Source organism: Ectobacillus funiculus, from assembly GCF_004138295.1.
Classification (GTDB): domain Bacteria; phylum Bacillota; class Bacilli; order Bacillales; family Bacillaceae_G; genus Ectobacillus; species Ectobacillus funiculus.
The window spans coordinates 95,026-119,913 of sequence record NZ_SCFM01000002.1; the positions used below are offsets into that span (position 1 = coordinate 95,026).

At 38.2% G+C, this 24,888-nt stretch carries 19 protein-coding genes and 1 pseudogene; 14 read left to right on the forward strand and 6 right to left on the reverse strand.

Features of this window, described 5'->3' with window-relative positions:
* Positions 1–16: 16 nt before the first annotated feature.
* Positions 17–1,237 (reverse strand): ATP-grasp domain-containing protein, encoded by a 1,221-nt coding sequence (locus tag EP737_RS00710; protein WP_129726013.1) that lies wholly within the window; start codon positions 1,235–1,237, stop codon positions 17–19.
* Between the two features lie 208 nt (positions 1,238–1,445).
* Here EP737_RS00710 and EP737_RS00715 point away from each other — a divergent pair, with 208 nt between their 5' ends.
* The 3 genes from EP737_RS00715 to EP737_RS25895 all read left to right on the forward strand — a co-directional run bounded on the left by EP737_RS00715 (position 1,446) and on the right by EP737_RS25895 (position 4,469).
* A complete protein-coding gene (locus tag EP737_RS00715; protein WP_165350634.1) occupies positions 1,446–2,003 on the forward strand; it encodes a GNAT family N-acetyltransferase in 558 nt (185 codons plus the stop codon).
* A 1,343-nt stretch (positions 2,004–3,346) separates the two neighbouring features.
* A complete protein-coding gene (locus tag EP737_RS00720; protein WP_129726015.1) occupies positions 3,347–4,234 on the forward strand; it encodes an SDR family oxidoreductase in 888 nt (295 codons plus the stop codon).
* 70 nt (positions 4,235–4,304) lie between these two features.
* Positions 4,305–4,469: a hypothetical protein gene (locus EP737_RS25895; RefSeq protein WP_205650842.1), complete on the forward strand. Its 165-nt coding sequence runs from the start codon at positions 4,305–4,307 to the stop codon at positions 4,467–4,469.
* 207 nt (positions 4,470–4,676) lie between these two features.
* Here EP737_RS25895 and EP737_RS26460 read toward each other — a convergent pair whose 3' ends face one another.
* Complete coding sequence (locus EP737_RS26460) at positions 4,677–4,808, reverse strand: hypothetical protein (protein WP_281278862.1); 132 nt, start codon at positions 4,806–4,808, stop codon at positions 4,677–4,679.
* Between the two features lie 134 nt (positions 4,809–4,942).
* On the opposite strand from EP737_RS26460, the gene EP737_RS26775 reads away from it, so the two are divergent.
* On the forward strand, positions 4,943–5,251 hold the full coding sequence (locus tag EP737_RS26775) for an IS3 family transposase (protein ID WP_129726016.1): 309 nt from the start codon (positions 4,943–4,945) through the stop codon (positions 5,249–5,251).
* A gap of 88 nt (positions 5,252–5,339) precedes the next feature.
* Here the strand turns inward: EP737_RS26775 and EP737_RS00730 are convergent, their stop codons facing one another.
* Positions 5,340–5,507, reverse strand: a complete 168-nt coding sequence (locus EP737_RS00730; protein ID WP_246040131.1) for a helix-turn-helix domain-containing protein — start codon at positions 5,505–5,507, stop codon at positions 5,340–5,342.
* A complete protein-coding gene (locus EP737_RS00735) occupies positions 5,500–5,721 on the reverse strand; it encodes a PAS domain S-box protein (protein ID WP_129726154.1) in 222 nt (73 codons plus the stop codon). The genes EP737_RS00730 and EP737_RS00735 overlap by 8 nt, the downstream gene beginning before the upstream one ends.
* A 411-nt stretch (positions 5,722–6,132) precedes the next feature.
* Between EP737_RS00735 and pruA (EP737_RS00740) the strand changes: the two genes are divergently transcribed.
* The 6 genes from pruA (EP737_RS00740) (at position 6,133) to EP737_RS00760 (ending at position 14,573) form a co-directional block, all read left to right on the forward strand.
* Positions 6,133–7,704 carry an L-glutamate gamma-semialdehyde dehydrogenase gene (gene pruA / locus EP737_RS00740; RefSeq protein WP_129726017.1) on the forward strand — a complete coding sequence of 524 codons (1,572 nt, stop codon included), beginning with the start codon at positions 6,133–6,135 and terminating at the stop codon, positions 7,702–7,704.
* A 268-nt stretch (positions 7,705–7,972) separates the two neighbouring features.
* The gene (locus tag EP737_RS00745; protein WP_129726155.1) at positions 7,973–9,253 is read left to right on the forward strand and encodes a Glu/Leu/Phe/Val family dehydrogenase; all 1,281 of its coding nucleotides are present in this window, start codon (positions 7,973–7,975) and stop codon (positions 9,251–9,253) included.
* A gap of 508 nt (positions 9,254–9,761) precedes the next feature.
* Positions 9,762–11,171 carry an amino acid permease gene (locus EP737_RS00750; protein WP_129726018.1) on the forward strand — a complete coding sequence of 470 codons (1,410 nt, stop codon included), beginning with the start codon at positions 9,762–9,764 and terminating at the stop codon, positions 11,169–11,171.
* 36 nt (positions 11,172–11,207) lie between these two features.
* Positions 11,208–11,369 carry a hypothetical protein gene (locus EP737_RS25280; protein WP_165350636.1) on the forward strand — a complete coding sequence of 54 codons (162 nt, stop codon included), beginning with the start codon at positions 11,208–11,210 and terminating at the stop codon, positions 11,367–11,369.
* A gap of 635 nt (positions 11,370–12,004) precedes the next feature.
* Positions 12,005–13,573, forward strand: a complete 1,569-nt coding sequence (gene pruA / locus EP737_RS00755; RefSeq protein ID WP_129726019.1) for an L-glutamate gamma-semialdehyde dehydrogenase — start codon at positions 12,005–12,007, stop codon at positions 13,571–13,573.
* Positions 13,574–13,658: 85 nt separating this feature from the next.
* On the forward strand, positions 13,659–14,573 hold the full coding sequence (locus EP737_RS00760; RefSeq protein ID WP_129726020.1) for a proline dehydrogenase family protein: 915 nt from the start codon (positions 13,659–13,661) through the stop codon (positions 14,571–14,573).
* 215 nt (positions 14,574–14,788) lie between these two features.
* On the opposite strand, the gene EP737_RS00765 is transcribed toward EP737_RS00760, so the two are convergent.
* The gene (locus EP737_RS00765) at positions 14,789–16,516 is read right to left on the reverse strand and encodes a sigma-54 interaction domain-containing protein (RefSeq protein WP_129726021.1); all 1,728 of its coding nucleotides are present in this window, start codon (positions 16,514–16,516) and stop codon (positions 14,789–14,791) included.
* A 369-nt stretch (positions 16,517–16,885) separates the two neighbouring features.
* On the opposite strand from EP737_RS00765, the gene EP737_RS00770 reads away from it, so the two are divergent.
* The 4 genes and pseudogenes from EP737_RS00770 to EP737_RS00780 form a co-directional block, all read left to right on the forward strand.
* The gene (locus EP737_RS00770; protein ID WP_129726022.1) at positions 16,886–18,298 is read left to right on the forward strand and encodes a sigma-54 interaction domain-containing protein; all 1,413 of its coding nucleotides are present in this window, start codon (positions 16,886–16,888) and stop codon (positions 18,296–18,298) included.
* Between the two features lie 405 nt (positions 18,299–18,703).
* Positions 18,704–20,008, forward strand: coding sequence for an aminotransferase family protein (locus EP737_RS00775; RefSeq protein ID WP_129726023.1), 1,305 nt, complete (start codon positions 18,704–18,706; stop codon positions 20,006–20,008).
* Positions 20,009–20,190: 182 nt separating this feature from the next.
* Complete coding sequence (locus EP737_RS25900; RefSeq protein ID WP_205650843.1) at positions 20,191–20,430, forward strand: hypothetical protein; 240 nt, start codon at positions 20,191–20,193, stop codon at positions 20,428–20,430.
* Between the two features lie 197 nt (positions 20,431–20,627).
* A pseudogene (locus EP737_RS00780) lies at positions 20,628–20,825 on the forward strand (NAD(P)H-hydrate dehydratase); the annotation flags it as partial.
* 864 nt (positions 20,826–21,689) lie between these two features.
* Here the strand turns inward: EP737_RS00780 and EP737_RS00785 are convergent.
* Positions 21,690–24,836, reverse strand: coding sequence for an efflux RND transporter permease subunit (locus EP737_RS00785; protein ID WP_129726025.1), 3,147 nt, complete (start codon positions 24,834–24,836; stop codon positions 21,690–21,692).
* Between the last annotated feature and the right edge of the window lie 52 nt (positions 24,837–24,888).

Consider the following 24,888-nt stretch of genomic DNA (forward strand, 5'->3'; position numbering starts at 1 on the left):
TTTTATTCGCTCCTTGTTATTGGTAGAAATTGTATTTTTCGTAATCTATCAAAAGGGATCTCATTTCATCAGCATCGTTTCCAAAAAAGAAAATGGTTCCATAATGATTCCCAAATCCTACCCGTTCTGCCACTTTGGAAGTAACAGGAATAAACATATTATGTTTTACAAAATAAGGATGGCTCTTGAGCTTATTAGGTATATTCAGCTTTTCAACGATTTTTACATTAGGATAGACCATGAGATTACCAGAATGCCCTTTTGCGGATATCACTTCCTCAGGGAAAAATGCCTCAATTTCTTCTTCGGTAGTATCTGGGTCACAGCAAAGCACTTGGCCTTGATAAGGGCTGAACCCATATGCATTTTCAATATGTTCAAAAATATGACCGCCAGGAATACGATTCGCTACCTCGCCAAAACTTAATGTCCCATCTTGAGTGATGAAAAACTCGGGGTGAATGATGCCATATTTGACTCCAAAGGCATCCACAAGTTTCTCAATAGCTTCCCTGATTTGTGGTCTCCATTTTTCAAGTGAAGGGGAAGCAGGTACGAAGTTAGAATGACCTAACTTTACATATTCAGTAATATTTAGGAACCTTACTTTTCCATTATGGATAAAGGCCTCACAAGAGAATTCTTGACCTTCCAGGTGGCTTTCCATTAGTAAAGGGAATTCTGAATCGTCAATTTGGTCAATCTCTTCCGGTTTTCGAATCATGTAATGTCCGACTGTGCCTGCTTTATCGAATGGTTTAACATGAATAGGAGCATAGTCATCCTCATTTATATTACATAGTGCCTCATTGATTCTTTTTAAGAAATAATGGATATCTTCCTTGTTGTTTGCTTCTTCAAAGACTCCGACACGGATACCTGCCAATTGTGCTCTACGCTTCATCAAGCCTTTGTCTCGAAGCAGCAAAGATTTATGGAAAATGCATGGGTTATTCCAGAGCCTTGCATTCATGGCAGCAGCCCACTCGACGGTTTCTTCGTAGATTGGTACAGCCACTTTTGTATTAAGATCCTTTAATTTTTCATAGAGTTCACCCGACCGCTCCTCTAAATGGTTGAATACCCATGGGACAAATTGGATACCGTGGGTGTCAGCAAAACTTTGAAATTCAGGCGGACCAACAACAACATATGGTCGATCCATTTTGTCAATTGCTTCGATTGCGTTCAGGCTCCAGCCCAACAACGCCGTTATTTTACCCTTGTTCTGTTTCATCTGAATAACTCTCCCTATTTATCAATATGGACTAGATCCTAACAGCCCCTATTTTAGCAAAAAAAATAATTTGAATTTTCGGATTTACAAAAAAAGTAAGAATACTTAAAAATTAGTTAATAAATAATTTACATTTATTAACTAAAATGGGGGGAGACATCAAAAGATGTTAAAATATCAAAAAAAAATTCAGGCAGAGGGGTATTGTATGAGCGATTGGTATACTAGATTGACTGAGTATTTTCCAGAAAAGGAAATGAAATCAAAAAAACATTTTGAAATACTTTTTCAAGAAAAAAAAGGAATGTATCAATTGCTGGAAGGCCCAGATTACGTACTTGTATATTTTGAACAGTCTGATTATATCTTCATTGACTTTATTCTAGTAGGCGGGGGAAGTCGTGGAAAAGGGATAGGCAGCATGGTCCTTGACCATTTGAAAAAAGAGGGGAAAGCAATCATATTGGAGGTTGAGCCAGCTACCGTTAAAGATCCTGACTCAGAAAAAAGAATACGATTTTACGAAATGAATGATTTCTTAAAGATGAATTCTATTCAATACGAAAGAATCCATATGGTTACAAACGAGCTAAATAAAATGGACATTTTTTGCTGGTCACCAGTACATAGAACGGAACAATGGGTGTATGACAAAATGAAAGCTGTATATGATGAGGTACATGCTTTTAAAGCGAGAGAATTGTATGGGCGCAATCCCCAGCCTGTATCAGATGTCCTTTGGATGAGAGAATTAATATATAGTTAAGCTTAGATCATTGAGAATAATGTTTCACCGGTAGACTCGTTACGGTGAAACATATCACAAGGGAATAAAATTTTGATCTTCATGCTAAAGGAGTGGATAGGCTATGCAGAAATCTGTTTTAAAAGGATGTTTATTAGATATTTATTATGTGAGGGCTTAAATCAACTTGCATAATTGGATATGATTTACTTATAAAAAAATCTTCAGGTTATCTTTCCTGTCAAGGATGGTAAGCAGAACGTTTTTTACCTCGCTCTGATATAAACTTTCTAAACTGGAAACAACACAGTGTTCGTCCTGATGAATTTGTTTTAATTCCGTGAAATTATTTTACCTTCCTTAATAATCGTCCTTGGCAAATCGAAAGGCTCTGTTTCCAGTTAGAAGGATGCAGGTGTAAGCGGTTCGTATTTTGGATCCCAAAAAACGAAATTTTTCCATCTGCTTCCTAAACCGCTAAGGTTACTTTCTTCACATTTTCTACTTTTTCCTCCCGTAATTCTTCTATAAAACATCAATGCTTTTTTAATCCTTTGTATTAGAGTTACCGTTTGGAAAAATATGATAAGAAAACTTACTTTCTAAAACATAACGATTATTATATTTGATTGTACTAGTTCCTAAAAATTAAACTTTCAACATAGCTTACCAATGTGTTCAATAGAAATTGATACTCTTTCTTGGAATAACAGAGGTTAGTTTTCATGGATGTTGTAGCCCTTGGGAACAGTAGGATAAGAAAGTGGGAAAATACGGGAAATTATATTGATTTATACCTATTACCCGAACAGATGTTGACATGTTGAATGAGTAACATTGGAGTAAGGGAATGGCTAAGCATAGGACTAGTAAAGGTACCTTATGCTTAGCTTTTTCATTTTTGGGGGATTAGCAGCGTAGTTTTTCCATAGAATAGCAGAGGTTGGTTTTCAGGAAAGTTGCAATCTTTGGTAGCAATGAAGTAAGTCTACAGGAAGATATAGGGGAACTATATTGGTTTATACCTATTATCAGAACGGATGTTGACAGGTTAAATGAGTAACATTAAGTTAAATACTTCAGGGAGGCAATCTAATGTTTTGGATTGCTTTTTAGCCATTGCCCAAGCAAAGAATAATAGCATGGCATTTATGATTAATTAAAGTCGTTCCTTTATTTTTAGGCTCTGTTTAAAGAATGGTGTTGATTTTCTTGTTAAACGTGCAGGTTAGTACAATGGCAATGTTGTATATTTATCTTTCGCTTTTGGTAAGTATTAAGCTGTATGAATAACTAAATGGTAATGAACTAAACTCCTTTTCTAGGCATAAGTTAACAAAGAAGACCTTGAGAGGAGACGAAAAATGAAACAGCAACAATACGTAATAAGAACAGAAGAGATACCTGTTCAATTCCCTCCTCAACATCAGCCATTTCATCCAGGATTTGAATGGTTGATGGTACCAAGACCTATTTCAGAAATCGGAACCTATCGAGCAGCAGGCAAATTACAGGGAAAAGTAGCGATCATTTCGGGTGGAGATAGCGGTATTGGAAGAGCAGTTGCGTATGCATTTGCTAAGGAAGGGGCAAATATTGTTATTGCATACTTAAATGAGCATATTGATGCATTAGAAACGAAACAGCGTGTTGAGCAACTAGGACAACGTTGCCTTGCCATTGCTGGAGACTTAGGACAAGAAAAAACAAGCCATCAAGTGGTCCAGCAAACCTTACATGCGTTTGGTAAAATAGATATTATTGTAAATAACTGCGCGGAATCTTTCCCGAAAGAACGAATAACGGAAATTACCGGTGAGCAGCTTCTACGAGTTTTTCAATCTAATGTTTTTTCTTTTTTTTATTTAACGAAGGCCGCTTTACCCTATTTAAGACAAGGTAGTTCGATTATAAATACGGGATCAGCATCTGCATACGAAGGACAGCGGGGAAATCTTGATTACTCTACATCAAAGGGGGCCGTTATTACATTTACCCGATCACTAGCCCTCGACTTAATTAATGATGGAATTCGTGTAAATGGTGTTTCGCCAGGGCCGGTTTGGACACCAATCATACCTTCAAGTTTTCCTGCTGAACAAATGATGAGTTTTGGGTATGGGGCACCAATGAAGCGAGCTGGTCAGCCGTATGAACTTGCCCCAGCGTATGTGTACTTAGCCAGTGATGATTCGAGTTATGTCACTGGCCAAATAATCCATGTCAATGGGGGGATGAGAACAAGCAGTTAAAGATGCCGGAAAAGGATGATGAAAGCTTTGGATTTGATTCAATAAGTTAGACAAAAAAAGGGGGATTATGTTGCCTTTTGAGTTTGACCAGCGAAAGCTTGGGGAGTCAGCGCTTAGTAAGGGGATAGAGGTTCTAACTGAGATAGGGAGGGAAAACAAAACACAAACGGAGTTTGTCAGGAAGTATTCTGTATTGATTTCGTATCTATGCGGAATTTATCTCGTTATTTTATAGTGAGTAACTATGGAAACGAAGATGTCCATGCGACGAGTACTTGAGCCGCATGGTTTTTTTATGGCAAAAAGTCCGATTTTCCAGGTTGCTTTTTACCTATTAAGCAAACAGATGTTGAAAAGTTGAATAAGTAACATTGGATCGAAAATAAGGGGGATTTAATCAAGTTAGCATAAAGAATAAGAAGCTCCCTAATAAGGAAACTTCTTATTCTTCCTCTTTTGCTACGCGTACTGTAACTACTTGGATTTTTTTAGGTAGCACAGCGGGTTCATCGTCGTTTGCTGGTGCAAAAACAAACAGAATTACAGCTAAAACTGCCGATACGATGGAATGCAAGCATATATCCCCCTTTTCGATACCACGCTAGTCTTTGGAAACTAACGGGTCTGGTAGGTAGGGTTCAACTGAATGCAGAAGTAAATGTTATTTTTTAACACATTCCAAGACCTAACCAGACATTTATACAACATATGAATAGGAATAGCAGGGTGTTCTTCTACATAGCGATCAAGGATTTCGGTACATTTTTCGCTCGTATCTCCACATTCTCCATCAACATTACACCGAGCATATCCAGAAAAGGAAAATGCTTAGATAACGCTTGTGTTGAGAGCTTCTTTGGACACTTCAAGTCAGAACTGTTTCACCTCCGTCATTTTTGTACAAAACGGGAGGTTATTTGTGCTGTTCAAAAATATATCCGATTTTACAATACAGAACGGTTTCAGGTAAAGCTAAATAACCTGACTCCGGTTGAGTACCATCGTCAGGCTGCTTAAACAGTGTAATTGAGCATAGGGCTTTTTTTCTGTGTCTACTTGACAGGGGTAAGATCATAGAACCCAAATGGATCAACCGTAGTTTTCGTTACTCACTATGTGAATCGAGCTTGTATTCCTTAATTTTATTGTATAGGGTTGCCCTGGATATACCGAGCAGCTTGGCCGCTGCACTCTTATTATTTCCATATGTTTTACGTAACGCTTCCTCAATCATGAAAGCTTCTTCATTTGTAGACACACGTTCTTTATGCAATGTCTCGTCCTGGGCAGCCCTCATTTAAAATACGATGTAACACGATATCCTCCACGTGAAAATATTCTCCAATCTTTCGGCCGAGAATATTTTCTCGCTTGATTCCATAAGTCCCTTCGGCAGTAGCATTCCAACAAATTACTTTCCCTTCTTGATCTCCAGCTGTCACGGCATCATTAACTGTTTCTGCTAATGTGTGAAAATAGGCGGTTATTTAATCTGCAAGTTTTGAATCCACTCGTCTAATCTAGTCGTAACAAAAATTAGACACCTTTGTTCTTTGTAATCTAGTTTTTAACTATAAAATGATTTGTTTGTTAGAAAATATAACGAAAAAATGTACAAAAAAATAGTATGTATTATAATTCGATTAAACAGATTCACACATTTGTTTAATTCAAACAATTATTTTTACAATATTGACACTTTTGTAAACGTGGTTGTATAATGATTTTACAAATAAATCTGAAAATTATATCTTATTTAAATTTTCGGAAATACAGGAAAAAGGAGGTTTTAGTGAGAAATATGTTTCAAAATTTAGGAAAGAATCAATCAGCAAATGTTTGGTTTGTAATGAAGAATCTATTAAAAAAATAATTTTATATAAAGGAGTTATATGAATATGATAACTATTAATCAAGTATCCCCTTTTGTTAATGAACCTTTCACTGATTTTACAATCGACACAAACAAACAAGCCATGCAAACAGCTCTCGCAGCAGTGAAAAAAGAGCTTGGTCAACAGTACCCGCTATATATTGGCGGTAAACAGATACTTACGGAGGAGCAAATTACTTCCATTAACCCAGGGAATGTAAATGAGGTGGTCGGTTATGTGAGCAAAGCGACCCAGCCGTTAGCGGAACAAGCTATGCAGGAAGCGTTAAGAACATTTGAAACTTGGAAGAACGTTTCTCCGGCGGAACGTGCAGGGTACTTATTTAGAGCAGCTGATGTAATGCGTCAGCGTAAACATGAATTCTCTGCATTACTTGTATATGAAGCAGGGAAGAATTGGGCTGAGGCAGATGCTGATACAGCTGAAGCTATTGATTTTATGGAATTTTATGCTCGAGAGATGATACGTTTGAGCGAAACTAACATTCACCATCCTCTGACTAAAATTGAAGGGGAAAATAATCAAATTACATATATTCCCCTTGGAGTAGGGATTATCATCTCACCGTTTAACTTTCCACTAGCAATTATGGCTGGAACAACAGTGGCAGCGATTGTTTCAGGAAATACAGTAATCTTAAAGCCAGCAGACTCTACACCAGTCATTGCAGCAAAGTTTGTTCAACTAATGAAAGAAGTAGGCCTTCCAGCAGGGGTGCTGAACTTTATTCCTGGAAACGGGGCAGAAATCGGCGAATACCTTGTTGAACATCCAAAAACCCGCTTTATCTCATTTACAGGCTCTCGTGAAGTTGGATGCCGAATTTATGAGCGTGCGTCAAAAGTTCAACCGGACCAAATCTGGTTAAAGCGTGTCATTGCTGAAATGGGCGGAAAAGACGGCGTTGTGGTTGATGAGACAGCGGATTTAGATGCAGCTGCAGCAGCAATAGTCGCGTCTGCCTTCGGCTTCCAAGGACAAAAGTGCTCGGCTGGTTCTAGAGCGATCATAGTCGCATCTGTTTACGATGAAGTGGTGGCAAAGGTAATAGAATTAACGAAGAAGCTACAGGTAGGACTACCTGAGAATAATGCTCCAATCGGCCCGGTTATTGATCAAAAATCACTAGATAAAATTTTAAAATACATTGAAATCGGCAAGAAAGAAGGAAAACTGCTGGTGGGCGGATCCCGAGCGGAAGGTAATGGCTTCTATATTGAGCCTACTGTTTTTGTAGATGTTGACCCAAAAGCTCGCATTATGCAAGAAGAGGTATTCGGCCCTGTTCTTGCAATAGCTAAAGTAGCAAACTGGAAAACAGCTATTGAGGTTTATAATGATACGGACTATGGCTTAACGGGTGCCTACTTCTCACAAAATGAAGAACGAATTGCCTACACTTTAGAAAACATGCATTGCGGAAACCTTTATATTAATAAAAAGTGTACAGGAGCATTAGTTGGAGCGCATCCATTTGGCGGTTTTAACATGTCTGGAACAGATTCCAAAGCAGGTGGATATGATTACTTACTATTATTCACTCAAGCGAAGCTAACGTCTCGAAAAATATATTAAGATGAAAAGCCCTCTTCAAATGAGGGCTTTCTATAAAAGTTATGAAATGATACCAAGATTTATAATGAGTTTACTTACAATCTATGTCGGTAGTCTTTGAATACCAAAGCCCTGCAGTAATACGGAAAGAAACTTTGAGAAATATAAGTTATTTGCTTAATAGGTGCATAGCACCTATTAAGTCATTCAAAGGTATAAAAAGTAGTATCGCGTAAGTTCTACAAACTAAATTATGCGGGGGATAAATAGAGTGGGATCTATAATGAGCATGACACAATATAAAGTAAGAGAAGAAAATCAGAAAAAGAAGGAACAGTTGAATATTTTAGAAAATACGCAACAAGTGATTCGTACAGCCCTTACAAATATGGGGTATGAACAGGAGGTATATGAGCTATTAAAGGAACCTCTTAGATTGTTGACTGTTCGGATCCCTGTCAGAATGGATGATGGTTCTGTTAAAGTATTTACAGGATACCGTGCGCAGCATAATGATGCAATTGGACCAACAAAAGGAGGGATTCGTTTCCATCCAGCTGTAACAGAGGAGGAAGTAAAAGCTCTTTCTATGTGGATGAGTATTAAATGCGGGATTACCGGTCTTCCTTATGGAGGAGGAAAGGGAGGTATTCAGTGTGATCCGAGAGAGATGTCGCTCCGGGAATTAGAGCGGTTAAGTCGCGGCTACGTTCGTGCTGTCAGTCAAATTGTTGGACCGACGAAGGATATTCCAGCTCCTGATGTATTCACGAATTCACAAATTATGGCATGGATGATGGATGAGTATAGCCGGATCCGTGAATTTGATTCCCCTGGATTTATCACAGGAAAACCACTAGTGTTAGGAGGCTCTGTTGGAAGGGAATCTTCTACTGCTAAAGGTGTGATTATAACGATGAAAGAAGCTGCAAAAGTGAAAGGATTGGAAATAAGGGGATCAAAAGTAATTATCCAAGGATTTGGAAATGCGGGCAGTTTTCTCGCGAAGTTCCTTCATGATGAAGGAGCGAAAGTTGTTGGGATTTCAGATGCGTATGGCGCGTTATATGACCCGGATGGTCTAGATATTGATTACTTATTAGATAAGCGAGATTCATTTGGAACTGTTACAAGGTTGTTTTCAAGTAGAATTACCAATCAAGAGCTATTAATACAACCATGTGATATTTTAGTGCCTGCAGCACTCGAAAACCAAATTACAGAAGAAAATGCGGCAGACATTCAGGCGCAGATTATAGTAGAGGCAGCTAATGGGCCTACAACATTAAAAGCCACTGAAATCTTGACTGAAAGAGGCGTATTAATCGTTCCGGATGTGCTGGCAAACTCCGGTGGTGTCATTGTTTCTTATTTTGAGTGGGTGCAAAATAACCAAGGCTATTACTGGACAGAAGAAGAAGTAGACAACAAACTGAAAGCCATCTTAACTGCGTCTTTTTTACAAGTGCATCAAACAGCAATTACTCAAGCAGCTGATATGAGGTTAGCGGCGTACATTGTTGGATTGAAGAAAATGGTAGAAGCTTCTAAGTATAGAGGGTGGATATAATTCTACTAAGACTAAATTTTTTAATTAGAAAATGTGAGGATATAGCCTGGGATTTGTAAACTCAATCATGTAAGGAAATTCGTTTCCAGTAAAAAGAAGTCCGCGAAGCAGGAAACTTCCATTTCACGCCGTGGGAGCAGGTAAGTGGGAGTTGTTTCATTGGCTGGATATGGAATAGAACCAAGGGCTAACAAAGGTGTACAAATTAATACATTGTATTGACAAAATTGAACAAATTTTTATACAATTTGTTTGCAATATATATTCAAAAGATTTCAAACTTGCAAAATTTAAGGGACATTAAATCTTCTATTCCGTGTTTCAATTGAGTTTATCAGCGATTTATCTAATAAGCGGATTAGACAAAGGAGGAATTTCGATAGCTTTCGGATGTGTTACTTGAAAAAAATGAAAGGGTTTTCACGGTCTTTTTTCCTATGCTAAGCAAATGAAGCAGCTTTGGTTATTGTTTGATATTATGTTTTCTATAATAGAGGAGGGACAGGATATGAATCATCACCAAACGGAATTAAAGAAAGAGTTAAAAGTTCGCCATATTACCATGATTTCTCTGGGAGGAATCATTGGTGCTGGATTATTTGTAGGGAGTGGATCCTTAATAAATATGGCAGGACCGGCTTCTATCTTCTCCTATGCGCTGGCAGGACTACTTGTGGTTTTGGTCATGCGCATGCTGGGGGAAATGTCAATGATCAATCCATCTAGTGGTTCTTTTGCCACGTATGCTCGGGAAGCACTAGGTCCGTGGGCTGGATACACAATCGGCTGGCTATATTGGTTTTTCTGGGTTATTGTCATTGCCGTTGAAGCAATCGCAGGAGCGAACATTATCCAGTACTGGTTTCCTTCCTTGCCTTCTTGGTCGGCTAGTCTTGTCCTTACCTTCTTATTAACTTTGACTAACGTGTATTCTGTTAAATCGTTTGGTGAGTTCGAGTATTGGTTCTCCCTTATTAAAGTGGTAAGCATTGTTTTATTTTTAATTCTGGGAGGGGCCATTATATTCGGCTTCGTACCTGGTACAGAATCACCTGGGACTTCTAATCTTATACATAGAGGAGGATTTTTTCCAAACGGAATCAATTCTATATTGTTGGGAATCACTCTCGTTATGTTCTCGTTTATGGGGAGTGAAATTGTAGCAACTGCAGCAGGAGAAACATCACATCCTGAAAAAGCCATTACTGTTGCGACAAACAGTGTTATTTATCGAATCTTAGTTTTCTATCTAGGTTCCATTTTAGTGTTAGTTACTATTCTTCCATGGGATTCTCATACTCTACTGAAAAATCCTTTTGTTTCCGTACTTGAACTTGTGAACATACCAGCTGCGGCCCAAATCATGAATTTTATTGTTCTAACAGCCGTCCTTTCTTGCTTGAATTCCGGTCTTTACACGAGTTCCCGTATGTTGTTTGCTATGGCACAAAATGGTGATGCTCCCCGTATGTTTTTTAAGGTCAACAAGAAGGGAGTGCCGCTTTATGCTATCCTGGGATGCACTGTGATTTCGTATATTAGCGTGATATTCAATTACCTATCCCCGGATAAGATATTTCTCTTTTTGGTTAATGCTTCCGGAGGAGTAGCGCTTCTTGTTTATCTGGTGATTGCCTTCTCCCAACTCCGTATGAGGAGAAAATATGAAAAAGAAAATCCTGAAGCACTGAAAATAAGAATGTGGTTATTTCCTTACTTGACATATGCCACAATCATTGCGATCACCAGTGTCTTTGTAGCGATGCCATTTATTGATTCAATGCGTTCACAATTCTTTTTAACCCTACTTATCGTTGTATTCGTTTTGGTTACCTACTTTGTCACTAAGAACAAACGATCAACAGATTTATTATCGGAGAAAAAGAAGCAAATGCCTCTTCAGTACAAAGCAAAGTAAAGGGCTAAAATTTATCTTTTCACAGGAGATGTTTTTATGTGGATAATCACTGTCTACTCAAAAGGAAACCACACTACCATGTTTGAATTTGACACAGAAGAAGAAGCGAGAGAAGTTTTTGAAAAACTCCAAGGTTGCAAAATTCTTACGGAAGTTGTTTGTTTTAATGATCCTTGTTTAGCTATAGCTGCTGTTTAAAAGTCATACCATATTTGTTTCCTGGAAAGATAAAATGCTTAAAAATAGTAAAATATCTAGCACGCTGTTTTAAAAAACCCTCGAATGTAATAGTATTCGAGGGTTTTTTGTGTGCACCTGGCATGGATGCAAGTCTATAGGATACAGTTCTTTAATAATGTATTTGAACAATATTTATGTTAGGAAGTTTAATATGAATGTTTAGAAAAATAGTAAATTGTATAGAGTTTCATTGCATGAACAAAATTGTTTATAATTTGTTTTTTAATAAACGATTTTGTTTAAATAATATAAAATTAAACATTTTTTTAAAAAATAATATACAAAAGTGTAAAGAATGTTTATAATAGATTTATAAGGAATCAGAAAATTTAACATATTTAAAATTATGTAATAATTTTAAAGGAGGCGATATTGTGGCAGTACAATATTTTCACTAAAGCAGTATTAAAAATAAAGTAAGGACTAGCACAATGTGGTAAGTGATAGACACTTGTTTATTTTAGAATCATTACTGATTATTTTTAGTAGTTTAAGAAGAAATACTAAAATCGATTTTTTAGCTAGGTCTTTATTAGTTATAAAAATATAACGGGAAACAAAAAACTATTATTTTACATAAGGGAGAGAGCCACATGATTACAGAATATAAGAACACAATTAAACCATACAAACATGAACCGTTTACCAACTTTACACTAGAAGAAAATAAACATGCATTTGAAGAAGCTTTAATGTTAGTACAGTCAAAATTAGGTCAAGAGTACCCGCTTGTCATCGGAGGAGAACATATTAAAACGGGTGAACAAACGATATCGATTAACCCGAGTAATAAGAAGGAAGTTATTGGTATAGTTTCCAAAGCTAATAAAGAATGGGCTGAAAAAGCGATGCAAGCTGCACTTTCTGCTTTTGAAACGTGGAAAAAGCAAGATTCGGAAGAGCGGGCAAACATCTTATTTCGAGCAGCGGCTATCCTTCGCCGTCGTAAACATGAATTCTCGGGCTACCTTGTCAAAGAGGCTGGGAAACCTTGGAAAGAAGCTGATGCGGATACAGCAGAAGCTATTGACTTTCTTGAATTCTACGCCCGTCAGATGATGCAACTAAAAGATGGGGTTCCTGTACAAAGCAGGGAGGGAGAAAGCAACAAGTTTACTTACATACCGCTGGGTGTAGGTGTCATCATTTCACCGTTTAACTTCCCATTAGCAATTATGGCTGGAACGGTAACAGCAGCTATAGTAGCGGGAAACACTGTCCTTCTTAAACCATCTGACAATACGCCGGTAGTAGCAGCCAAGTTTGTGGAAGTCATGGAGGAAGCAGGTCTTCCTCATGGGGTGCTCAACTATATTCCGGGAGAAGGCGCAGAAATAGGTGATTATCTTGTTGATCATCCGAAAACCCGCTTCATCTCCTTTACAGGCTCCCGTGAAGTCGGCTGTCGTATTTATGAACGTGCAGCAAAAGTGCACCCGGGTCAAATTTGGTTAAAGCGTGTCATTGCTGAAATGGGTGGTAAAGATACAGTAGTCGTAGATAAAGACGCGGATTTGGATTTAGCGGCCTCTTCAATTGTTTACTCTGCTTTTGGCTTCTCCGGACAAAAGTGTTCGGCTGGTTCCCGTGCAGTGGTACACCAGGATGTATATGACGAAGTGCTCGAAAAAGCAGTGGCGTTAACAAAAACTTTAACGGTTGGTAATCCAGAAGATGCAAATACCTATATGGGCCCTGTTATCAGTCAGGCTTCTTACGATAAAATCATGAAATATATTGAAATTGGTAAGGAAGAAGGCAAGTTGATGACAGGCGGAGAAGGTGATGACTCCAAAGGGTTCTTTATCCAACCAACTATCATTGCTGATGTAGAAGAAAAAGCACGTCTTATGCAGGAGGAAATCTTCGGTCCGGTTGTTGCTTTTTGTAAGGCCCGTGATTTTGACCACATGATGGAAATCGCGAACAACACGGATTATGGCTTGACAGGTGCATTACTTACTAACAATCGTGATCATATTGAGCGAGCAAAAGAAGAATTCCATGTAGGGAACCTTTATTTCAATCGAGGTTGTACAGGAGCAATCGTCGGGTATCATCCGTTTGGCGGGTTTAACATGTCAGGAACGGATTCGAAGGCAGGAGGACCTGATTATCTTATTCTGCACATGCAGGCGAAAACAACGAGCGAAGCATTTTAAGAAAAAGCGGGCAACTTTAAAAAAGTTGTCCGCTGTAAAACTTTTATATAAAAAACTAAGAATATATCGTTTAGGGGGACAAGCCATGTTAGCAGAGGTTTCAAAAAATGTCTTTCTTTATGCTTCTCAAAGTAAGGGATTAAATAAGGCTGCGAAAAAATGGGGTCTTCGATTTGGGGCTTCTCAAGTTGTAGCGGGAGATACTATCGAGAGTGCCATTAAAAAAGTTCAAGAGCTAAATAAAAAAGGCTTAGTTTGTACATTGGATCATTTAGGGGAATTCGTTTCAAGTAGAGAAGAAGCAATAGAAGCAACAGAATATAACGTAAAAACGTTAGAAGCCATCGCAAAAGCAGGAGTAAATAGTAATTTATCTGTTAAAATGACCCAACTGGGGTTGGATATTGACCGTGATTTTTGTGTTAAAAATATGCGGAAAATTCTTAAGACAGCCAAAAAACATAACAACTTTGTCCGAATCGATATGGAAGATCACGCACATTGTCAAATTACATTAGATATCCTGAGAGAATTACGTCAAACATATGACAATGTAGGAACTGTGATTCAAGCCTACTTATATCGTGCTGAACAGGACGTGAAAGAATTAAAAGGAGTTTCTCTGCGTTTAGTTAAAGGAGCTTATAAGGAGTCTCCTGAAGTTGCTTATCAAGAGAAGGGAGAGGTAGATGAGAATTATATGAGAATCATTGAAGAGCATTTGCTGAGCGGAAGTTATACTGCAATTGCTTCACATGACCACCATATTATTGCCAGAGTAAAAGAATTTGCGCAAAAGCATAATATTCCACGTGACCAATTTGAATTTCAGATGTTATATGGATTTAGAACAGATATACAACTAAGTTTAGTTCAAGAAGGGTACAAAATGCGTGTTTACATTCCTTTTGGAAATGATTGGTTTGGGTACTTTATGCGCCGTTTGGCAGAAAGACCACAAAATGTAGCTTTTGCTCTTAAAGGATTCTTCTCCAAGTAAATGAAGGGGATGCAGAGTTCGGTAGATAAAGCCTTCAGTTATTGGGGGATTATCATTAGGAAGAATAAACAAAGAGACAAGTTTAGCTTACCTGCCATTTATTAGTTAGTTCGTATATTACAATTAGGTTAGCTGTACGAAAAGAGTTCAATCCGAACATGGATCGAACTCTTTTGTTTTATGCTGGATCCCAAATATACCAATAATAGCTTTTGTTACTCACTATGTGAATCGAGCCCATATTCTTTAATCTTATTGTATAGTGTTGCTCTGGATATACCAAGCAACTTGGCTGCTGCACTTTTATTTCCATATGTTTTACGTAACGCTTCTTCAATCATGAAAGCTTCTTCATTTGTAGATACACGCTCCTTATATAATGGCGTGTCTTGGCTAGGGATAGCTATAGGATCAGCATGTATAAACTGACTCGAAGTAACCACCTCTCTTGGAAGGTGTTTGAGTGTAATAACATCCTCATCATTTAGCAAGATAAAGCGTTCCACTACATTTCGAAGCTCCCGGACGTTTCCTGGCCAATCATAGTTTATTAATGCAGTCATAACTGTTGGATCAATATTCGACATGGGCTTCTTATACTTTATGGTAAATTCTTGCATGAATTTTTGAACTAGCTCTACAATGTCCTCTATTCGTTCACGCAATGGAGGAATATCGATTTTGATTACAGCTAACTGGTAATAAAGGTCCTTATGAAAAGTTCCCTCTTTTACCATTGTGTCGATTACAGGCGAAGCAGAGGCGATAATACGTGTTTGGGCTGTAACTAATTCTGTTCCCCCTATACGATGAAAGGATTGGTGTTCCAAATAATTGGAAAGTTTTGCTTGAATATCAAATGGCATTTGATCAATGTCTGTAATGAACAGAGTTCCCTGACTTGCCTGTTCCAATTTACCGGACTGTCCCACTTGTCCTTCATCCATAAAAGCTTTTCTCTGATATCCAAATAATTCTGCTTCTAAAAGCCCTGGAGGAACAGAGATACAGTTAACGGATAAAAAAGGCTCATTCTTCTTTCTTGAACTGCTGTAATGGATCGCCTGTGCCAGCATCTCTTTCCCAGATCCAGGCTCACCAGTTAAGAGGACGGGGATATCAGCGTAAGTAGTTTTCTGTGCAATTTGTAATACTTGTTGAATTTCTGTACCAGTCCCAATGATAGAAGAGAAAGGATTTTCTGGGTGGACAAGCTGAGGCACCGATGAATACAATTCTTCGTTAAGCCGAACAATTCGAGTAATATCTTGCTCTGTTGCAATTCCTCCGATAATAATATTGTCTTGTATAATTGGAGAAGCGTTGATTAAAACGTGGGTATCACTATCAGGGCGGTGATATGCTTTTCGAACCGGGCGGCCCTCATTTAAAATACGATGTAACACGATATCCTCTACATGGAAGTATTCCCCGATTTTTCGGCCGAGAATATTTTCCCGCTTGATTCCATAAGTCCCTTCTGCAGGGGCGTTCCAACAAATTACTTTCCCTTCTTGATCTACAGCTGTAACAGCATCGTTAACTGTTTCTGCTAATGTGTGAAAATAGGCAGTTATCTTTTTATTTTCAATTTGTAAGCTTTGAATCCACTCGCTGGCAGTTAAAACTCCAATAATATTTTCTTTTTCTTCGTTTTTTATTAGAACCGGGCGTCTCCAATCTATGCTCAATTCAAGAATTTCTGACATTGTAAGGACTGTAGAAGGAATCCATTGCATTTCTTCAAGCCAAAGAATTACAGGCTTTGAATCCGCACCTGATAGGATAAAGTTATATTCACTATTTGTAATCGTATGGTGTCTTTCCCCTGTAATCACGGCAAATTGGTACTGTAGGATCTTGTTTTTTAATTCTACTAAAGGAGTGTTTGGTTCAATTAAAATAAAGGAGGTTTCCAGATTGATTTGTTCAGTATTCAACATAGTAAATCCCTTCCATATATAGTAGCTACTTTTTTATAATGTATCATATCTGTATAGTATTAGCTAGTTAAGTGGCAGTGAAATGAACACGTTAAACAAATGTGTCCAAATTGATATTTATATACCGATTTTTAGTAATCAAGTGTGAAATGATAGGACTCTTTCGATTTGATATTGTAAACCGAAAAATTTCTCAACTTTTGGATAGTTAAACAAAAAGTATAATTGAGGGTAGTATAATTGGCTAAGGGATATTGCCTTTTTATTGAGAATGAAGATTCATTGCACCCAAACCGGCTTTATTATCAGCTTGAAGTGTGAGTATGATATTACCTTCAGGTGAGCTCAACGGAAAGAGAAGTGGTTAACATGACAGAAGAATTAGAAATATTGAAGCTGGAATTAGAAGGAATCATAAATGCTTCAAATGATAACATTGTTGTGACAGATGGACAAGGAATCGTTTTGAGGGCAATTAGAAATTCTGAGGAGATATATGGTGAAGTTTCATCAACTTTAGTGGGAAGGTCGGTTTTCGAACTGGAAAAGGAAAATATTTTTTCTCCATCCGTGACTGCCAGGGTTTTAAAGGAGAAAAAGGAAGTTCAAGTGATGCAAAAGACGAGAACAGGGATGGTGATAATGGCTACGGGTATTCCAATTTTTGATAAACAAAAAAATATTATTAGAGTGATTAGCTTTTCTCATAATTTAACCGAGATACAAAAGTTAAAGGAGGATTATGAACAGCTTCAGTCTAAAATGAAACGCTATGAATCAGAAATTGAAGAGTTGAGAGGAAAGGAAACAAAAATTGGGGACATAGTTATAGAGTGTAAAACAATGCAGACGGTTTGGGAGCTTGTAAATCGAGTGGCAAGAAGTGATGCAACGGTTGTTTTACTAGGAGAATCAGGAGTTGGAAAAACTGTTTTTGCCCGTGCTTTACATAATAGAAGCGAGCGAAAAAAGGAGCCTTTTATCGAAATCAATTGCGGGGCTATACCAACAAGCTTGTTTGAATCTGAACTATTTGGATATGAGCCTGGTGCTTTTACAGGAGCAAATCATAAAGGAAAAATAGGAATGATTGAATTGGCGCATAAAGGAACACTGTTTCTTGATGAAATTGGGGAGCTGCCTCTTGATATACAAGTTAAGCTTTTAAAAGTACTACAAGAAAAAAGCATAACCAAAATTGGTGGGGGAAGGAGCAAAAAAGTAGACTTCCGGTTAGTGGCAGCTACTAATCAAGACTTAGAATACATGGTGAAGCAAGGAAAGTTCCGAGAGGATCTTTTTTATAGGTTAAATGTAGTTCCAATTCATATCCCTTCTTTACGGAAGAGAAAAGAGGATATTTATCAACTTATAGAGCATTTTTTATCAAAGTTTAACCGAAAGTATCAAACAAATAAATTTTTTCATTCAGCTGCGATTGATGCATGTTTAGAATATGAATGGCCCGGGAATGTCAGAGAGCTTGAGAATCTTATCGAACGGTTAGTTGTTACTTCGGATACTAATACAATCTATCATGACAATCTTCCCTTTATACAAAAAAATCAGCAGAATAATGATACTGAAGTGGAATGGTCTTCACTAACAGTTTTTGAGGAGCGAGGATTAACGCTGCAGGATGCTTTGGAAGAGGTTGAAAAATGTTGGCTGCTACGTGCTTACCGCCAATGTAAAACAACATATGAAATGGCTGAAACTCTTGGATTAAGTCAAGCAACAGTCGTTCGTCGGTTGAAAAAGTACAATATTAATTCAAAATGAATCAATGAATTCAAAATTGAATTAATTATTGCTAGTTTAATTCAATTTTGAATTCATTTAAATAGATGTAAAGGGAGATTTGCGCTAAAAAAGTTGGCATAGAATTTGCAAGTAATATGAACGAGTAGACTTTTAGAAAGAAGGAGGAATTTTTAAGCTAAAGTTCGTTATAGATGTACATGATCGCGCTTTACCTTATTTAGGAAAATAAAATTAACGAAAAAACGGACAATGTTAATTGCATGCTAGTTTTTACATATTAACTTTATTATTAGACCATTTTACCTGAGTATAATGTCAAGCAAATGAAGCGGGTCTGCAACAGCCAGTACTTTGTTTATATATCATAAAAAACTGAACAAAATACTGGCTTTCTTAATCTTAGAAAAGGAAAGGATGTTTATCATGATAAAAGATTTGGATTTGGTTCAAACATTAGCGGAATTGGATAAAAAGCATTTTCTGCATCCTACGTCTCCTATCAAACAGCAGCAGGAACAAGGACCTGCCTTTATTTTTACTGAAGGAAAAGGAGTTCATCTATATGATGTGATGGGAAAATCTGTGATTGACGGAATGTCTTCTCTTTGGAATGTCAATGTTGGTCATGGTAGAGAAGAGATCGGCAAGGTCGCAATGGAGCAAATGTCGAAATTAGCCTTCACTTCTTGTTTTGCCACATTTAGCAATGAACCAGCAATTCGATTGGCATCTAAACTTTCTCAAATAGCTCCTGGGGACTTAAGTGCTACCTTTTTCACTTCGGGAGGATCAGAGTCTAATGATACTGCTTATAAGCTTGCTCGGCATTATTGGATTCTAAAAGGACAAGCTGGACGAAAAAAGATTATTTCGAGAACGAAGTCGTATCATGGAGTAGCGATAGGGGCAACGAGTGCAACAGGATTGAAGCCTTTCCGGGATTTTACGAATTCATTAGCTCCGGATTTCTGCTACGTAGAAAATTTCTCTGCCCAGTCTCTACGAGAAGTTATTGAAGCGGAGGGTCCAGAGACGGTTGCCGCGTTTATTGCGGAGCCAGTTCAAGGGGCTGGAGGGGTTCATGTAGCCCCAAAAGATTACTTTAAGAAAATTAGAAATATATGTGATGAGTATGGAATCTTATTTATTACAGACGAAGTAATTACTGGGTTTGGAAGAACAGGAAAATACTTTGGGATTGAACATTATGGTGTTGCCCCAGATATGATGTGTTTTGCTAAAGGAGTTACAAGCGGATATGCTCAGTTAGGGGGCGTGATGCTCTCGGAACGAATCCACCAAGAATTAATTGAATTTTCAGAAGGTACACTCTTACACGGTTATACATACAGCGGTCATCCAATGGCTTGCGCCGTTGCCTTGAAAAACCTTGAAATCATTGAACGGGAAAATCTGATTGAAAATGCGGAGATAACAGGGCAAGAAATGCTAAAAGGATTTAAATGGCTGCAGAGTAATCGGAAAATTGTTGGTGAGGTCAGAGGGCTTGGTTTAATGGGGGGCATTGAAATTGTAAAAGAGCAAAAATTTTCAACTCCTATAGCTCCTCTTATTGTTTCAGAAGCTGCAAAACGCGGTCTTATTTGTAGGTCAGTTACGTTTGATGGTCAAGATACGCTTGTATTTGCGCCTCCATTAACAATAAGCAAAACTGAAATAGATCAAATGATTGATATCCTTCATGATTCTATTCTAGCTTTTGAGTAAACATCATCTCTAGTGCAAAAGCATTTAATAGAAACACAGAGTCGTTCATTTATTACAAGTATTTTCAGGCTTTGCCACCCTGAAGAAACCGAAGGCATGAAATTTACTGGTTTTTATGCTATTGTCCTTTACTTTTACATCATTTTTGCTCTAGCAAGGATGCTTACCATTTTATTTCCCACTTGCGATGGCGAAATAAAATGGAAAAGGAAAATCGTCAAGTTTTAAAAATGAAAATGTGGCTGTTTCCTTACTTAACATATGTAACAATCTTTGGAATTGTAGTTTTTCTAATTTCAATGGCTTCTATCGATTCAATGCGTTCTCAACTCGTTTTAACGATGCTGATCACGGCATTGCATAGAAAGAAGGTGTTGGCGATAGAGACAAGTTGTTCAATATTTACAGTATGCATGGCGTAGAGTGTAAACATGCTGAAATGGATAGCAAACATGAGAAGAAGTGCCCGAGACGGAACATTGTTGCCATTTTTAAAGGAAAGTCATGACGGCAGTACTCCGTTTTTTGCTTGATCATAGATGAGTCCTGTTACAGCACTGATAATGAGCAATACGGTACTGATGCATAAGGAAATGGTAATGGTAGAAATAAAAGCGGTGTTGCCATCGGTCCCGGGCTTCCTCCAGATGAACAACTAGAGCAGTATATTTCCAAGATTCTAGCTGAGGAAATTCCAGTGATTTTAGATGCAGGGGCGTTAAGCAAACGAACGTATGAAAAACGGACAGATCCTGTTATTCTGACGCCTCATCCAGGAGAATTCAGCCGTTTAACCGGCTTGCCGACGGCTAAGATTTAGGAAGTTAGGTAGATGCATTGACTTCCGGTAATTCCATGTTATGTAGGCTGAATAAGTATAGAATATATATAATTTTGATAGTATGTGAATATATTTGTTGTACATCCTGTTGTTTTATATCCATAAAAATAGTACCTCCAAAGTAGACCAAAGATTGATTTTACCACAATAGGTAAGAGCTCTTTCTTTTCTTTGTCTACTTTGTAGATACTATATCAACAGGCCGGGATACTCATTTCATTCGTGTTCTGTACGGAAGCAGTCAGTCCCTATTCACTAGATCGAAACGTCCTTGTACAAGCAGCATTGAAGCTATGGGATTGGACAATTGATACAAATGTTCTTCATCTAATATATTGGGAAAGAGTACGTACACTTTTATGGACATCTTTGTATTTACAGATTTTCCGAACGAGAAAGTCTACGTTGGGCGTAGCCCGTCTTTAGACGTGGGATGAAAGTGAGGTCAAATACGGAGCACCACTGATCAACCGAAAAGTTGTGGTGCTTCAAGTATTTGAACATGTTACTATCCTTGTTTGGTTTGGAATATTTCGGTACAATCTCCCTATCGGACAACTTGTCCTTTGAAAACTGAAGATATGAGGTTCTAGCAGGAAAAACGTCTGCTAGGTAAAATCTTCAACGATCTCATTTACAAATCGGTCGTGATCACGTCCGATGCAGAACGATAAGTACATCGAGAGTCTTTTAAGGCTTGTCGAGCGAAGTGCCTGGCTATACGCCATACGTCCATCTACACCAGTGCTTTGATAGAAACTCTTTCTATACAGAAAGATAAGGTGTCGTTGAGAAGTGTAGTAGTACTCTTGAACCCCACTGCTTTAGCGGTGGGAGTTGTCAGATCGTGTTTTTGATATTGTTGTTCAAAACAGATATTTGTTCCCCTCCAATGTGTTTTGAAGAAGAACCTGTACGTGTATGATACATCCATTTATAACTAATTGGAATCATACATAAGCTAATACATGTTGAACTGATTAGCCCGCCTACAACAACAATCCCGAGAGTTTGAGAGATTACCGTATCGGCCTGGGAAGAAAAAGCTAATGGTAGTACTGTCAAAATCGTTGTGAAGGCCGTCGTTAGGATAGGACGTACTCGGGACAGCGTTCCTTGTAAAATAGCTTCTTCTACTACCAGCCCGTTTGCCAAGTTTCTCTCTATTTTATCGACAAGGACAATCCCATTTGTGACGACGATTCCTGTTAACATCATGAATCCAACTAATGCTGCAAGATTCCACTCCATACCAAAGATAAACATCCCTATTACTGATCCGATAAAGGCCAATGGAATACAAATGAGAACTGACAGAGGCGCTTTCCATCCCCGAAAAACGGCACTTACGATTAAGAGAACAAGCAAAATGGAAAAGAATAAAGCAATAGCCATCTCATAAATCATTTCATATACTTGTTGAGGTGCACCCGCGAAGGAATACTTCACGCCCTCAGGTAACGGAATATTCTCAAGGGCACTGTTGACCTGTGTAGTGACTTTTCCGATATCGCTTGAAATGATGTTCGCTGTGACCACTGCATATGGATGCCCATCTTTCTCTTGAATCACCGATGGATCTGAGTTTGGTGTTAGCATTGCAAGTTGATCCAATGAAACATTTTGCCCTTTGTTATTTATAAAAGTTTCCCTACCTAGTAAAGAGAAAATGTCTTGAGAGAGATCTTTACTACTAACATTCGTACCATGCTTTTGTAAATCAGAATGGATTACAATTGGAAACGTATCCTGGTTAATTGAGATTGTACCTGTTGACCCTTCTGCAGTATATTGCTGAATTCGATTTAAAATATCCTCTACCTGAATCCCATTCTTTTCTATCGCCTTCCGATTGAGCGTGATATGATACTGCGTGATATGGTCTTCATTATCTGCCGAACCCTGTACAGCCAGTCCTGGGACCAATTTAAGCTGGTTTACGATTGTTCGAGCCATGGACTCCAGCGTCTCACTATCCGCCCCTGTAATATTGATCTTTAATTGCGAATCATCGCCTGCTATGCTTTGATTCGTAACAGTGTAGACCGCTTTACTTGATAGAGAATTTAATTGTTTCTGTAATTCAAGCATAAAGGTATTTACATCTGTACTGTGCTTAACAGTTATAGATAAATTGGCAATGTTTGGTTGTTGAATCCATCCACCTCCTGCATCAAAAACATCATCAGATTGGGGAGTAAAAGATGAACCGAGCCCTGAAGAAAAGAAGTCCACTTTAGGATTTGTTTTTATTAAATCTTCCAATCTTTTTACTTCTGCATCGACTTCTGTTAATGAAGTATTCTGAGGCATTTCAACTTGAAGCGCGATTTGGCCTGCGTTATTTGTTCTTGGTAAAAAATTAACGGGAAGAAAAGCTGCTCCCACCGAAGTAATCAAGAATAATGCAAGAAAGGCGGTAACCATTTTTTTCTTTTGTTGAAACACCCAGATGAGAATTTTATGTGCAAACGGTTCTAGCCGATCGTTGACGGCTATAGGTCTTCCTTTCCAAATCAGGTTATAAAGAACCGGCACAACAAGGATTGAAACAAATAGTGAAATGACCAGTGCAATCACGACAGACCAGGCAAATCCTGAAAAAGCTGAACTCACCATGCCGCCAATTAGTGCAATTGGGATGTAGACAGCAATAGTTGTTGCAGTAGACGCTACAATAGCAGGAATCATTTCGGAAACTGCAGCTGCTAATAGATTCATACTATTTTTTTCTTTTTCCTCATGCACTTTACGGTTCATATTATCAAGTATAACAATCGAGTCATCGACTACCCTGCCCATTGCAACAATCAGTCCAGAAACGGTAAGAATATTTAGACTTATCCCCATCGTTTTTAGTAAACCGGTGGTCGCCAATAAGCAGATTGGCAGTGAAAGAGCTATTAATAGCGTAGAACGAACTGTACGGAAAAAGAGAAATACACAAACCATCGAAAACAAGCAACCTAGCAAGCCCTCTTTTATAAGACCTTTTAAAGACGCATTGACTTGCTCACCCTGATCAAATTGAATGGAAAGTTTTATATCTTTATTTTTCAAGGCGGGAATATCCTTGATTTTGCTCCTTATTCGGTCGGATACATCCGTAATATTGGATGAAGGGGTTTTTAAAACATCTAACAGAACGCTAGGTTTCCCGTTGGTTCTTGAAATAGTCTGCAGATTCACGATTGCGTTTGAAATGTCCGCTACATCAGAGAGCGGTACGGTTTTCCCATCTCTTGTATGAATAGGAAGCTGGAGTAGATCTTGTTGATTTAATCCCCAACCTGAAACTTGGATAGGAATAGAAATCTGGTTGTCTGATACATTTCCTTCCGCTTCAGTTGCATATTTCTCCTGAAGTGACCGTTTTATGTCGTCTACTGTTAACCCTGCTTTTTTTAGGTCTTCTGTTCGAAGGGTCACAGCATATCCGGCATTTCCACCCCCGGATACTTGTACATCCTGCACTCCTGGAACTGTTTTCAACAAATCTACAACATCTTCTTGAATAGCAGTTCGAAGCGTATTTTCAGTAATATTGTTAGAAGCACTTATCAAACTAATTCTCATCATGGGTAGAGAATGCGTACTAAGACGCGTTACCAAAGGTTTTTGAACACCAACTGGCAGCGAAATCGTTTCTAATGCTTTAGATACCTGTTCCTCCGCATGCCTCATATCGTAATTCATTGGGAAATTAAGACTTATTAATGAACCGCCATTAAATGAGTTCGTCTCGACGTCTTGCAGACCGTCTACCACCCGTACGGCTTGTTGGATCGGTTTTGTAATCTTTGCTTTTACTTGCTCCGCCTGGTAATTTTCCGCACGTACTGTGACCGTTAGGGTGGAGTTATTAATCTCTGGCAGGTAGTCCCGTTGAATGTGTCGTGCAGACATTCCTCCCCATACTAGTATAAGTGCGATCAAGGTTACAATGAGAACGGCACGTTTCATCATTTCATCTATCAGTCGTTTCATATTATTTTATCCGGGCAGTGATAAACCCGAAAGCGCTCCTCTCTTACTATAG

Bases quoted from the DNA above. Each gene is read 5' to 3' on its own strand.
- EP737_RS00710 (WP_129726013.1), bottom strand. From the start codon at position 1,237: ATGAAACAGAACAAGGGTAAAATAACGGCGTTGTTGGGCTGGAGCCTG.
- EP737_RS00715 (WP_165350634.1), top strand. From the start codon at position 1,446: ATGAGCGATTGGTATACTAGATTGACTGAGTATTTTCCAGAAAAGGAA.
- EP737_RS00720 (WP_129726015.1), top strand. From the start codon at position 3,347: ATGAAACAGCAACAATACGTAATAAGAACAGAAGAGATACCTGTTCAA.
- EP737_RS26775 (WP_129726016.1), top strand. From the start codon at position 4,943: ATGAATAGGAATAGCAGGGTGTTCTTCTACATAGCGATCAAGGATTTC.
- pruA (WP_129726017.1), top strand. From the start codon at position 6,133: ATGATAACTATTAATCAAGTATCCCCTTTTGTTAATGAACCTTTCACT.
- EP737_RS00745 (WP_129726155.1), top strand. From the start codon at position 7,973: ATGACACAATATAAAGTAAGAGAAGAAAATCAGAAAAAGAAGGAACAG.
- EP737_RS00750 (WP_129726018.1), top strand. From the start codon at position 9,762: ATGAATCATCACCAAACGGAATTAAAGAAAGAGTTAAAAGTTCGCCAT.
- EP737_RS25280 (WP_165350636.1), top strand. From the start codon at position 11,208: ATGTGGATAATCACTGTCTACTCAAAAGGAAACCACACTACCATGTTT.
- pruA (WP_129726019.1), top strand. From the start codon at position 12,005: ATGATTACAGAATATAAGAACACAATTAAACCATACAAACATGAACCG.
- EP737_RS00760 (WP_129726020.1), top strand. From the start codon at position 13,659: ATGTTAGCAGAGGTTTCAAAAAATGTCTTTCTTTATGCTTCTCAAAGT.
- EP737_RS00765 (WP_129726021.1), bottom strand. From the start codon at position 16,516: ATGTTGAATACTGAACAAATCAATCTGGAAACCTCCTTTATTTTAATT.
- EP737_RS00770 (WP_129726022.1), top strand. From the start codon at position 16,886: ATGACAGAAGAATTAGAAATATTGAAGCTGGAATTAGAAGGAATCATA.
- EP737_RS00775 (WP_129726023.1), top strand. From the start codon at position 18,704: ATGATAAAAGATTTGGATTTGGTTCAAACATTAGCGGAATTGGATAAA.
- EP737_RS00785 (WP_129726025.1), bottom strand. From the start codon at position 24,836: ATGAAACGACTGATAGATGAAATGATGAAACGTGCCGTTCTCATTGTA.